Origin of the sequence: Clostridium nigeriense, assembly GCF_050585265.1 — a bacterium.
GTDB classification, from domain to species: domain Bacteria; phylum Bacillota; class Clostridia; order Clostridiales; family Clostridiaceae; genus Clostridium; species Clostridium nigeriense_B.
Genome location: NZ_JBNOOE010000001.1, coordinates 427,459 through 440,613 on the forward strand (window position 1 = coordinate 427,459; position 13,155 = coordinate 440,613).

Genomic DNA, 13,155 nt, shown 5'->3' on the forward strand with positions numbered 1-13,155 from the left:
ATGATAGTACTTTATGCTCAGTTAACCTTTTACAGCTCCAATTGTAATACCTTGAGTGAATGATTTTTGGAATATTAAGAATATTATAATCATAGGAATAGATGCCAATGCTGCTCCTGTCATCATTAATCCATAATCAGTTGTAAATTCTAATTGCATTGTTGCTATACCTAGTGGTAAAGTTTGCATAGTTTTACTTCTAATTAATATTAATTGCATAAAGTAATCATTCCATGAACTAATAAATGTGAATATTGCTAACGCTGCTACTCCTGGTTTAACTATCGGTAATACTATACTTTTAAATATTCTAAGTTCTGAACATCCATCAATTTTCGCAGCTTCTATTAATTCAGATGGTATTGTTTCGCTAAATTGTTTCATTAAGAATATTCCAAAAGGCCATCCTACAGCTGGTAATATTAATGATTTATAAGTATCTATCCAATCTAGCTTTGTTAATATTGTAAATAGAGGTACCATTATAACTTGTTTTGGTAATGCCATAGCCCCTATTAATAACCAAAATATCAGCTTTCTTCCTGGGAATCTTTTTTTAGCTAAAACATATCCAGCAAGTGATGCTGTTAAACAAACTAAAAATGTTGTTGAAATTGCTATAAAAAAGCTATTAAAAGTCCATCTAACAAGTGGTTGTTTCGCTAAATTTATCAAATTAGCCATAGTTGGAGTTTTAGGCCACCATTGAGGAGGTATAGATAAAGCTGCAGCTTGATCTTTAAATGCTCCCGTTATAATCCAATAAAAAGGAAATATAAAAACCACCGTAAATATACATAGTATTATTAATGAAATAACATGTTTTACTGTCCATTGACTTCTCCAGTCATATAACTCTTCTTTCTCCTTTTTCTTTATACTAAACATACTAACTTCTCCCCTCTAATATTCTACATCTGTACCCAGATATTTATATTGAACAACTGATATAGCCATAACTATTACAGCAAGTACAACTCCCATTGAGGAAGCTAACCCATATTGTCCTAATGTAAAGGATCTTTCATATACCTGATACATTATAGTTGTAGTTGCATAGTTTGGTCCTCCTGCTGTTAATAACTGAATTAATGAGAAACATTGGAATGAATTTATTGTTGTTATTATAACTATATAAAGTGTTGTTGGCTTTAATAGTGGCCATGTTATATTTAGAAAAACTTGTCTATTACTTGCTCCATCTATTTCTGCTGCCTCTAAATAATCCTTCGGTATATTTCCTAATGAAGCCATATATAAAACTATAGGTTGTCCCACTGATAAAGTAACTAATACAATTAATATTGCCCATTTTGCAATACTTGGATTTCCAAGCCAAACCTGAGGTTCTACTCCAAACAAGCTTAAAATATAATTTAAAATTCCGTAGTTTGGATGAAATATCCATCCCCATACAACTGTAATGCTAACTACAGATGCTATTGCTGGTAAATAAAATATTGATCTAAAGAAAGACCTTACTTTTGATGATCTCTTATATATTGTTAACGAAACAAACATTGAGAATACAACAACAATTGGTACATTCCCAACAACTAAAAACAATGTATTCCATAATGATTTAATAAATACTGGATCCTTTGCAATTTGTATATAATTTTCTAAACCTATAAATTCAGATGTTCTTGGCCCATAATTAAAAAAACTAATTACTAGTCCACCTATCATTGGTAATATTACAAATCCTAAAAAGAATATTGCAGCTGGTAATAAAAATAAATATGATGCTAACCACTCTTTCTTAGCCATCTTTGAATGCTTATTAACTTTAACTCTAGTTCGCTTTTTATCTAACACTTCTGTAACCATTCTATATGATTATACCTCCTTTATAATTCAATAGTATTAATGGAGCAATTTGCTCCATTAATACTATTAAAAGTTTATATATTATTTTTTAAGGGTTTCATTTGCTTTTTCATTATAAGTTTTTAATGCTTCTTCAGGACTTTTTTGTCCTAAAGTTATTTCTTGTAAAGCTGGGAACCAATGAGTTCTCATTTCTGCGAATCCATTAACAGTGTTATAGTATTTAGCAGTATATTCCCCCATTCTTTCTGCAAATTTCATTTCCTCATCATCATAAATATCTTTAACAGAATCTCTAACGGAGAATGTTCCTGTTGCTTTTAAGTTCTTTATTTGCCAATCTGGGTCATTAGCTAAGAAGTCTATAAATGTCTTTGACGCTTCAATTTTATCTTCATCTTTATTATCAAATACACATAATCCACCAATTAAAGATTCCAACTTAAGCTTTCCTTCTGGTGATGGAATTGGTACTAAAGCATCTTCAAATTGAACTGATTTTTTAGATTCATTACTCTTTAATAATCCTGTTGAATAAAGAATTGTAACTGCTGCTTTTTGTTGTAAGTATAAGTCAATTGCATCATTTGATGCTAAGGCTTCTGAACCTTGTCCGATAAGTCCTTCATCAATTGCCTTTTTAACCCATTCCATGGCTTTTATTGCTTCTGGAGAATCAAATGTATATGCAGTTTGATCTTCATTCATAACACTTCCACCAAATATATTTGCAACAAATGCCCTTGTTCCTTGATCTCCTGCTGTACTCTTACTATAGAATGTTAACGGTATGATATCTGGCTTAGCTTCCTTTATAGCTTTTAAAGCTGCTTCAAATTCTTCAATTGTCCATGTTCTATCATCTTTATCTAATGGAAGTACATCTAAAAGTCCTGCTTCTTCAAACATATCTTTATTTACTGACATCATAAAATTAGTTGTATTAAATGGATACATATAATATTTATCATCTAACTTACATCCTTGTAAAATAGAGTCAGATACATCTCCATTTAAATCAGCTATCATATCATCCACTGTAGCTAGGACCCCTTGCCTCGCATAATCTATTATTCTTCCTGGTGCATCATACAAAACATCTGGTGCTGAATCAGAGGCTATAGCTGCATTTATTTTTTCTCCGCCACCTGTAAATGAAAGCATTTCTACATTAACTTTAATATTTGGATTTTTCTCCATAAAAGCCGCTGCTAACTCTTCCTCATATTTTCCAACCACTCCATCTTTAGTCTCAAAATTAGGGAATGCCCACCAAGTTATCTCTACTTTCCTATCACTAGACGACTGATCTCCCCCATTATTCTCAGCTCCCTTGTTTCCGCATCCAATAAATAATGAAGCTGTTATTGTTGTTGCTAAAAGTAATGTTGATAGTACCTTAAACTTTTTCATTTATTACCCTCCTAATATACTTATTTTTAAAGAAAATATTTTATATTTTCTAACAAACAATTTAATGCTAACTGATATTAAACTTAAAATTTTTATCTTCCATATAGTTTCCCGAGAACAAATATATACAAAAAATTAGTAGTTAAATATTTATAATTCGTTCTCGTGAACATTTTTGAAAAATAAATAGTAGTTTTAATAAGGTAAGTTTTCTTTAAACAATATAACATTTTCATATTCATTGTTATTTTTCTTAGGCTTAACATCTTTATATAAATATTCAAACATATATTTAGCCACTAAATATCCTAGTTCTGAATGTTTTTGTGCTACAGTTGCAATAACCTTTTCATTTTTAATTAGTTGCTTTGTAGCATTTGAAAATCCATTATCTACTATTTTTAAATTTTCATTTCCTATACTTATCGCTCTTTCTACAATATCTACTAGAAATCTACTACTATATAACGCTGATATATCTTTAGTTAGATTATTTTCTAATATATTATCTATGTTACTTTTAAGATTGCTCTGAAAAATAGGTCCTACAATTTCGCATTTTTTACTTTCCATTACCTTACTGTAAAATCCCTCAAAAACTAATTTAGAGGATATTCTATCATCTTCAGTATCAATAAGTAATATTTTATCTCCTTTATTTAAAGCATTTAAAAGTATATTTGCAGTAATTCTTCCAGCTTTAAAATAATTTGAATATACACTATAAGTATTTTTATCCAAAGGCATATCTAAAGCCATAAAGACTGTTTTATCATTTTCTTTCTTTATCTTTATAATTTCATCTTTTAACAATGGAATTATTATTACTCCATCAACTTGTTCACTCTTTAAAATATTTTTTAAAATTTTCACCTGTTCTTTAGGTTCATCAATATCCGTTTCAATAATATTAATTTTATATTTATAAAACTTAAATTCATTTTGAGCCTTTTCAAATCCCTCTTTAATACTATTTGAATAGACTTCCTTTTTTGTCTTTACAATAAAAGCATATATACTCTTACTCTTCTTTAGAGCTAATGATGTACTAATTGGATTTTTAGCATATCCTAATTCTTCACATAGAGTTAATATTTTTTCTTTTGTATCAGGATTAATACTTCCTTTACCATTTAAAGCTCTTGCTACAGTTGTCCTAGAAATATTTAACATCTTCGCTATATCTGATTGCCTAATCATCAAACTCCCTCATATTTTTCCCTTTTTTTAACTTATTGTCATAATAATACCATTTAATGAAATCAATTTCAATAGACTTTTGCATTTTCTTCCATGTTAAGTTAATATAAATATATAAGTATTTTTAAACTAAAATATATTTTTAAGGAGATATTAACTATTATGAAAAATCTAACTTTAAAATTATTATTAGTATTGTTACTATCTTTATCACTTATCTCATGTGGACAAAAAGATAATATTTCTAAATCTAATAACGAAAATCAAGATACTACCACTCCTGAATTATTTAGTGTTGCAGGAGAAAGCAATAAAGTCCCTGGAATTTGTGAATATTATTTAAACGACATTAATGTTGCCACAAGAATTAAACCTTCAATTATTACTGAAAACTCTTCCTACTATGATGTAGAAAATAATGATAATATTTATATAGATGTAATTCTCGATGTATATAATTTGAGTAATGAAGCCAAAATGGCTGACGATATAATAACTACGAAAATAAAAATCAAAAATAATAAGTATTCTTGTTTTTCTCTTGTAGAAAGTACTGATGGATCTGATTTAGAAAAATATACTTTAATAAACTCACTAGAAACAAGAAATATTCATTACGTGGCCGAAGTACCTATAGCTGATTCAACTACTGGTGAATTAGAGATTATCTTAACTATAGATGGAAAAGATTATAGTAATAAGTTTAGCTTAGATAGTCTTCAAGGTTCAGCAAAAGAAAATACACAACAAAACACTCACCCCAATGAAAAACAAACCTTAACTGAAGAAGAATACTATATGATAATAAAAGAAGCTAAGCAACGTCAACAGGATTATATTGATTCTATTGACGATCATAAAGTTAAACAATCAGTACAAACCCCATATTCAGCTGCTATTGCAGAGTCAACAGCATTATATATAAAATATCCAGATGATACTGATACCATAGATGCAGCTCTAAAGAAAGTTCTTGCTGGTGAATAATTCCATAGCTTTAGAAAACTATAATAATAATAACTTATATGAAAACTATTGCTTCAAATACATCTTATATATTTCTAACCAAAATTAAAAAAAGGTACTATTTCGTAACTATAGTTACGAAATAGTACCTTTTATATTTATATATCCTAATATCATAAAAAATTTTAAATTATCAATTATTAGTCTATATCTAATATATTCTTTATTTCATTCTTATAAGCATCTGCTTTTGCACCAAAGATAGCTTGAATTCCGTTACCAACTTCAACTACTCCAGCTGCTCCTAATGCTTTTAATTCATCTTTATTAACATTTGCTTTATCTTTAACTTCAACTCTTAATCTTGTTATACAAGCATCAACACTAACTATATTTTCTTCTCCACCTAAAGCAGCTAATACAGCTGGTGCTTTTTCTTGAATTTCACTACCCTTCTTAGCATTACCTGCTGATTTTTCATTTATTTCAGCTTGTGGAATACCAGCTTTTGCTTGGTAATCTGATTTTGAATAAAGCTTAACTTCTTCTTCACTCTCATCTCTACCTGGAGTCTTTAAGTTAAACTTTTTAATTAAGAATAAGAATAAGAAGTAGTAAACTGCTGCATAAACTATACCTACTAAAATTAATCTTAACCAGTGAGTTGGAACTCCTGCTCCTGCTGGTAATAACCCGAATAATGTAAAGTCTATTAAACCACCTGAGAATGTCATACCAATAAATACATTAAGTACACCCATTAACATATATGATAAACCTGCTAATATACAATGAACTACATATAGTGCTGGTGCAACGAATAAGAATGTAAATTCTATAGGTTCAGTTATACCTGTAAGTAATGCTGTTAATGCAGCTGATGCTAATAATGAACCAACAACTTTTTTCTTAGTTGGAGCTGCTGTATGATACATAGCTAAGGCTGCTGCTGGAAGACCAAACATCATGAATGGGAATTTACCAGCCATAAATCTTGTTGTTCCTGAAACTATTGTTGTCATATCTGCTGTTGAAGCACCAACTAAACTACTCATGCTTGATAATTGTGCAAAGTACGCTGTGTTAGCACCTGCTACTGATTGCCATGCACCATCAACTAATATTTGTCCCTCAACAAATGATCCATACCAGAATGGAGTATAGAATACATGGTGTAAGCCAAATGGAATTAACGCTCTTTCTATAAGTCCATATAAGAATGTTCCTATTGCTCCTGAACTATTAACGAATCCTGAAAGAGCAACTATTCCATTTTGAACTATTGGCCATACAAATGCTAGTACTGCACCAACTACTGCCATCGCTACCGCTGTTACTATTGGAACAAATCTTGAACCTGAGAAGAACCCAATAACTTGTGGTAATTGTATTGTATGATATTTATTATGTAATACTGCTGTAACTATACCTGTAATAATTCCACCGAAAACAGACATATTTAAAGTGAATATACCTAAGTTAGTTGTAACATATGTTCCATATTCTCCAACTGAATCTGGAGTAAGAACACCTAATTGAGTTAATCCTAATGCAAGCATTGAAGATATAACTTGGTTCATAACTATAAATCCAAATATTGAAGCTAATCCTGCAGTCCCCTTATCTTTTTTAGCAAGTCCAACTGCAACACCTACTGCAAATAATAATGGTAGATTACCAAATATAATATCCCCTATGTTTTTCATTATTGTTAATATTGCTGTAACAACTGGAATATTAACAAAAGCTATTAATGGTTGATAAACTGCTGGTGGATTCGATAATCCAGATATTCCTAATAAAGCTCCACCAAGTCCTAATAATATACCTGCTATTGGCAATGCTGCTATTGGAAGCATTATAGCTTTACCAATTCTTTGTAATTGCTGTAACATTTATAACTCCTCCTCAAATATAAAGTTTATAAATAAATTAAAAATAAATTACTACAGTAGTATGTTCTTCTACAGACTTATTATTTGCATTTTCTTTTAAGATATTATAAAAACTTCTAAAAAAATAAAAAAAGGACCAAAACTTATAGATATAGTTATAGTATACCTATAATATTTTTAGTCCTTGCCTGCTTTACCAGTAACACACTACTTATTTAATTATGTTCATATAATATCATATTAAAATTTAAATGTAAATTTTTTTTTGATTTTTTAAATAAGTTTTTTAAGATTATTATTACAGTAAAAATGTTATTACAAATATTATCATATAAAATTTTAATAAAATTCAAAATTTTCTTGAATCCCAACAAATTTAAGCTATTCAATCATATTTATTTTATATGCTTATTGTATTTTATTATTTATTTAGTATTTTTAAAACTTCTTTTTGCATAAATTATCAAAAATTTCTATGGATTTTTTATAAAATTGCATATATAATAAAATTACAATATTCACAAAACTACAAATTTCGAAAGGATTCGATAAAAATGGCTTTAATAGGAATACTAATAATAATAGTAGGATTTGCGCTAAAGTTTAATACAATAGCAGTTGTTATTGTTTCTGGTATTGTAACTGGTTTAATAGCCGATATGAGCATTTCTGAAATATTAACAACTTTAGGACAAACATTTGTACAAAAAAGAGAAATGAGTTTATTTCTTCTAACATTACCTGTAATAGGTTTATGTGAAAGATACGGATTAAAAGAAAAAGCAATAATGTTAATAGAAAAAGTAAAAGGTTTATCTACTGGTAAGCTTTTATCTGGTTATTTATTTATAAGAGAAGTTTCTTCTTTTATGGGGGTTAAACTTGGTGGACATCCTCAGTTTGTAAGACCACTTATTAACCCAATGGCTCAAGGAGCTGCTATTTCAGAACATGGAGATCTTAAAGAAGAAGACGAAGACTTAATAAAAGCTACATCTGCTGCTGCTGATAACTATGGTAACTTCTTTGGTCAGAATGTATTTTTAGCAAACTCAGGGGTTCTCCTTATAGCTGGTACACTAGAAACATTAGGTTATAATGTTGATACATTACAAATTGCTAAAGCCTCAATTCCTGTAGCTTTAATAGCATTTGTTTTAGGAGTTATTCAAAACTATTTATTAGACAAAAAGTTAGCTAAAAAATATAAAAATAGGTAGGTAATTTTATGGATTTAAAAGCTATTTCAAATATTTTATTAGAAATATTTTATATAATGGTAGGATTATTCTTTATTCTTACTATGTTATTCACTTTAAAAGATAAAAATCATAAAACTAGATATGGTACTGCTTTATTCTGGGGAATTCTTGGTTGTATATTTATACTAGGTGAAACTATTCCTCCAGTTGTTTCTGGTTTACTTATTGTTGTAATAGGTATATTAGCTGCATTTAATCAAATTAATATCGGAACTATAAAAGAATTAGACAGCACTTTTGCAAACTTAAAAGCAAACGAAATTGGTATAAAAATATTTGTACCTTCATTAATAATTGCATTAGCTGCATTACTTATTGCACAATTTACACCAATTTCAAGCGTAGCTTCTATAGGAATTTCATCTATAATTGCATTAATAGCTACTTTCTTAATAACTAAAGCTAAACCTAATGAATTTATAGAAGACAGTAATAGAATGTTCCAATCTGTTGGATCAACTGCAATATTACCACAATTGTTAGCTGCTTTAGGTGCATTATTTACCACAGCTGGTGTTGGAGATATTATATCAAACATGATTTCAAACTTTATTCCTGAAGGAAATATCTTATTAGGTATAACTGCTTATTGCGTTGGTATGGCTATATTTACTGCTATAATGGGAAATGCATTTGCTGCATTCTCAGTAATAACTGTTGGTATTGGTGTTCCATTTGTATTTGCTCAAGGTGGAAACCCTATAATTGCATCAGCATTAGCTATGACAGCTGGATTCTGTGGAACATTAATTACTCCAATGGCTGCAAACTTTAACGTTTTACCAGTAGCTCTATTAGAAACTAAAGATAAGAATGCTGTAATAAAAGTACAAGCAATCTTTGCAATAATATTACTTGCTATACACATACCATTAATGTACTTCTTAGCATTTTAGTACATAAAGGAGGTTTATATATGAAAATATTAATTACTGGCTTTGATCCATTTGGTGGAGAAAGTATAAATCCAGCTTTAGAAGCTGTAAAAAAATTACCTGATACAATTTTAGGACAAGAGGTAATAAAGATAGAAATACCAACTGTATTTAGAAAATCTTTAGAAAAAATAGAAGAAAATATACAAAAACATAATCCAGATGTTGTTATATCTATTGGTCAAGCTGGTGGAAGATTTGGTATCACTCCAGAAAGAGTTGCTATAAATATGGATGATGCAAGAATTAAAGACAACGAAGGTAACCAACCTATAGATATATCAATTTATGAAGATGGAGAGGCAGCTTATTTTTCTAACCTTCCTATAAAAGCTATGGTAAAGGAAATGAATGATAACGGAATTCCTGCATCTGTATCTAATACAGCTGGAACTTTTGTATGTAATCACGTTATGTACGGAATTTTATACTTAGTTGATAAAAAGTATCCAAATATAAGAGGTGGATTTATACATGTACCGTATATACCATCCCAAGTAACTACAAAGCCTAATACACCATCTATGTCAATAGATGATATAGCAAAAGGTCTAGAACTTAGCATAAAAGCTGTTATAGAAAATTCATCAGATATAAAGACTGTAGGCGGAGCTATTTGCTAATGAGTAAAAATATAAATCTTTTTGTCTATGGTAGTTTAAGAGAAGGTTTTTTTAACTATGACCTTTATTTAAAAGGTAAAGTTAAATCAATAAGACCTGCTGAAATAAATGGATTTGAATTATACCATATGCCATATAAAGGCTATCCAGCAGTATTGCCTGGAAATAATACCATAGTTGGCGAAGTTGTTGAAATAGAAGATTATGATTCAACACTTAAAGCAATGGACAAAATGGAAGGTTTCTTAGAAGAAGGAAATCCTAATAATGAGTACTCACGAAAACTTGTACAAGTTAAATTAACTGATGATGAAAGCTCTGAAGATTGTTATTCTTATTTTTATAATAAGGATATAGATCCAAAATTCCAAGATGAAGCTATTTATATTAAAAATGGTGATTGGAAAGAATATATGCTAAGTATCCAATAATTTATAAGTAAAGCTTGATAGATATTATGCTATGATCTCCGTCGTTTCGCTCGAAGTCGATCTAAACATTAATATCTATCAAGTTTTTTATTATATAAACTTATTTAATTAAATCCTAAAGGATGATATTAATTATTTTTATTTTCTTTTGATTTATCATATCTATTTAATGCTCTTAAAGTTCCCTCTTCTACTGCTGCTCTAATAATATAATATAAAATAGTCAAAAAGAGTACACTTCCTATAATACCTAACCCCATATATTAATTCACCTCTTATAAAGATTTTAAAAACTTATTACATTCTCTTCTATTTTTAAATATGTATATCTTCTTATTTTTTTCTTCTTTAAGAGTATTATAAAATTTCTCTCTATGTTCTTTATTAAAATTCCATATCCATTTCATAAATTCAAAATCAAACTTTTCTGGACACCCCGCTGCCATATCTAGACGAGTTCTACCATAACTCGATATGACTCTTTTTACTACTCCAAGGAGGCATGTTCTTCTTGGATAATCTAAATATAATACAGTATCACATCTCTTTAATCTTTCTTTTAAGGTTCTATCATAATTACCATCTATAATCCATTTTTCTTTTTTTAACTCCTTATCAAGAAGAATGTCAAACTCTTCTTTAGATATGTTTACCCACCCTTCTCTCCAAAATAATTTATCTAAATGAACTACCGGTAAATTAATTTTTTCAGATAAGGTTCTTGATAATGTAGATTTTCCACTTCCTCCACATCCTATAATTATAACTCTATTCACACTTTAACCTCCTTTGTACTTTAAAATTAGATTTTCTTATAATCTAGTCGTTTATTTCACTTATATCTTCATATAAATTATTTTCTGCAATTTTATTTAAATCTTCAGCATTTGAAACATGATTTCCACAGTTATTTCCAAAGTACATGCCCTGTTTTATTGGTGCAATTAAAAAACCTGCAACAACTCCCCCTAAAAAGCATGATAATCCTAATAATACCTTTTCATTATTCTTCATAAATTCAACATCCTTCATAATAATATAAAATAATTATACCATTCTCTTATCCATTTTTATCCACATTATAAAAAAAGCATATAAAAGATTTTAATTATCTCTTATATGCTAAATTATTTAATATTTATTATTTTAATCTCATATTTTTGTTATTTTTTATAATATTTCGCCATTGGATTCAATAACTTCTTTATACCAGTAGAATGATTTTTTTCTCTTTCTTTCAAGAGTTCCATTACCTTCATTATCTTTATCTACATATATAAAACCATAACGTTTTTTCATCTCTCCAGTACCTGCACTAACTAAATCTATACATTCCCAAGGAGTGTATCCTATCATTTCTACTCCATCAATTGTTATAGCCTTTTTCATTTCAGATATATGTTGTCTTAAGTACTCAATTCTATAATCATCATTAATAGAACCATCTTCTTCTATTGTATCAACAGCTCCAAATCCATTTTCTACGCAGAATAGAGGAATTTCATATCTGTTATAAAGATTGTTTAGTGATATTCTAAATCCAACTGGATCTACTTGCCATCCCCAATCTGAAGCTTTAAGGTAAGGATTTTTTATGCCCTTCATCATATTACCACCAGTAAGTTTTTTGTCATTATTGTCTCCACTTACAACGAATGTCATATAATAACTAAATCCTATGAAGTCTACTGTTCCTTCTTTTAGTATTTCTTCATCTCCATCTTCCATTTTTATTTCAATATTATTTTTCTTGAAATATTGCTTCATATATTGTGGATAATATCCTTTTGCTTGAACATCACTAAAGAAATAATGCTTATTCATGAAATTATTTGCAGCTAAAACATCATCTGGGTTACAAATTTCAGCATATGCTAGGGGATAAAGAAGCATACATCCAATTTTGAAATTAGGATTTATTTCATGCCCTAATTTAACAGCTTTGGCACTAGCAATAAATTGATGATGAGCTGCTTGGTAAACTACTTGTTCTTTATCTTCATTTTCTTTTATCTTAATTCCAGCAGACATTGTTGGAGGAAGTGTTATTAAATTTATCTCATTAAAAGTCATCCAATGCTTAACTTTATTTTTATATCTATTGAATATTACATTACAATAATTCACATAAAAATCAACTAATCTTCTATCTCTCCATGAACCATACTTTTCAACTAACCAATAAGGCATTTCATAGTGAGAAATTGTTATTACAGGTTCTATTCCATTTTTTAAACATTCATCAAATAGATCATCATAATACTTTAAACCTTCTTCATTAGGCTCTAATTCATCACCTTGAGGGAATATTCTAGTCCAAGCTATTGATATTCTAAAACACTTAAAACCCATTTCTGCAAATAATGCTATATCCTCTTTGTATCTATGATAAAAATCTATAGCTTCATGGGATGGATAATATTTACCTTCTACAACACCATCTGTGAATTCTCTTGGAACACCTAAAGCACCTGCTGTTGTAACATCCGAAATACTAATTCCCTTACCGCCAACATTCCATGCACCTTCACATTGGTTTGCAGCTACTGCTCCACCCCATAAAAAGTTTTCCGGGAATTTATCTAAATTATCATACATTA

The 13,155-nt window shown here is 29.1% G+C and carries 14 protein-coding genes; 5 read left to right on the forward strand and 9 right to left on the reverse strand.

Features of this window, described 5'->3' with window-relative positions; genetic code table 11:
* Positions 1–21: 21 nt before the first annotated feature.
* From ACQPVP_RS01550 to ACQPVP_RS01565, 4 genes are all read right to left on the reverse strand, one after another.
* Positions 22–888 (reverse strand): carbohydrate ABC transporter permease, encoded by an 867-nt coding sequence (locus ACQPVP_RS01550; protein WP_430846577.1) that lies wholly within the window; start codon positions 886–888, stop codon positions 22–24.
* 15 nt (positions 889–903) lie between these two features.
* Complete coding sequence (locus ACQPVP_RS01555; RefSeq protein WP_430846579.1) at positions 904–1,830, reverse strand: carbohydrate ABC transporter permease; 927 nt, start codon at positions 1,828–1,830, stop codon at positions 904–906.
* A gap of 81 nt (positions 1,831–1,911) precedes the next feature.
* Positions 1,912–3,243, reverse strand: coding sequence for an ABC transporter substrate-binding protein (locus tag ACQPVP_RS01560; RefSeq protein WP_430846581.1), 1,332 nt, complete (start codon positions 3,241–3,243; stop codon positions 1,912–1,914).
* A 195-nt stretch (positions 3,244–3,438) separates the two neighbouring features.
* Positions 3,439–4,443, reverse strand: coding sequence for a substrate-binding domain-containing protein (locus tag ACQPVP_RS01565; RefSeq protein ID WP_430846583.1), 1,005 nt, complete (start codon positions 4,441–4,443; stop codon positions 3,439–3,441).
* A gap of 162 nt (positions 4,444–4,605) precedes the next feature.
* Between ACQPVP_RS01565 and ACQPVP_RS01570 the strand changes: the two genes are divergently transcribed.
* Positions 4,606–5,430 (forward strand): hypothetical protein, encoded by an 825-nt coding sequence (locus tag ACQPVP_RS01570; protein ID WP_430846585.1) that lies wholly within the window; start codon positions 4,606–4,608, stop codon positions 5,428–5,430.
* Between the two features lie 179 nt (positions 5,431–5,609).
* Here the strand turns inward: ACQPVP_RS01570 and ACQPVP_RS01575 are convergent, their stop codons facing one another.
* Positions 5,610–7,304: a PTS transporter subunit EIIC gene (locus ACQPVP_RS01575; protein ID WP_430846587.1), complete on the reverse strand. Its 1,695-nt coding sequence runs from the start codon at positions 7,302–7,304 to the stop codon at positions 5,610–5,612.
* 554 nt (positions 7,305–7,858) lie between these two features.
* On the opposite strand from ACQPVP_RS01575, the gene ACQPVP_RS01580 reads away from it, so the two are divergent.
* Genes ACQPVP_RS01580 through ACQPVP_RS01595 form a run of 4 tightly spaced genes read left to right on the forward strand, consistent with a single transcriptional unit; the run spans position 7,859 to position 10,555 of the window.
* Positions 7,859–8,524 (forward strand): DUF969 domain-containing protein, encoded by a 666-nt coding sequence (locus tag ACQPVP_RS01580; RefSeq protein WP_430846589.1) that lies wholly within the window; start codon positions 7,859–7,861, stop codon positions 8,522–8,524.
* 8 nt (positions 8,525–8,532) lie between these two features.
* A complete protein-coding gene (locus ACQPVP_RS01585; protein WP_430846591.1) occupies positions 8,533–9,462 on the forward strand; it encodes a DUF979 domain-containing protein in 930 nt (309 codons plus the stop codon).
* A 20-nt stretch (positions 9,463–9,482) separates the two neighbouring features.
* On the forward strand, positions 9,483–10,124 hold the full coding sequence (gene pcp / locus ACQPVP_RS01590) for a pyroglutamyl-peptidase I (RefSeq protein ID WP_430846593.1): 642 nt from the start codon (positions 9,483–9,485) through the stop codon (positions 10,122–10,124).
* Positions 10,124–10,555, forward strand: coding sequence for a gamma-glutamylcyclotransferase family protein (locus ACQPVP_RS01595; protein WP_430846595.1), 432 nt, complete (start codon positions 10,124–10,126; stop codon positions 10,553–10,555). Before pcp ends, ACQPVP_RS01595 begins: the two co-directional genes overlap by 1 nt.
* Before the next feature lie 128 nt (positions 10,556–10,683).
* Here the strand turns inward: ACQPVP_RS01595 and ACQPVP_RS01600 are convergent, their stop codons facing one another.
* The 4 genes from ACQPVP_RS01600 to ACQPVP_RS01615 all read right to left on the reverse strand — a co-directional run bounded on the left by ACQPVP_RS01600 (position 10,684) and on the right by ACQPVP_RS01615 (position 13,153).
* Positions 10,684–10,815 (reverse strand): hypothetical protein, encoded by a 132-nt coding sequence (locus ACQPVP_RS01600; protein WP_430846596.1) that lies wholly within the window; start codon positions 10,813–10,815, stop codon positions 10,684–10,686.
* A gap of 15 nt (positions 10,816–10,830) precedes the next feature.
* The gene (locus ACQPVP_RS01605) at positions 10,831–11,331 is read right to left on the reverse strand and encodes a DNA topology modulation protein (RefSeq protein ID WP_430846598.1); all 501 of its coding nucleotides are present in this window, start codon (positions 11,329–11,331) and stop codon (positions 10,831–10,833) included.
* A gap of 43 nt (positions 11,332–11,374) precedes the next feature.
* On the reverse strand, positions 11,375–11,569 hold the full coding sequence (locus ACQPVP_RS01610) for a hypothetical protein (protein ID WP_430846600.1): 195 nt from the start codon (positions 11,567–11,569) through the stop codon (positions 11,375–11,377).
* 156 nt (positions 11,570–11,725) lie between these two features.
* Positions 11,726–13,153, reverse strand: coding sequence for a 6-phospho-beta-glucosidase (locus ACQPVP_RS01615; RefSeq protein WP_430846602.1), 1,428 nt, complete (start codon positions 13,151–13,153; stop codon positions 11,726–11,728).
* Positions 13,154–13,155: the final 2 nt, after the last annotated feature.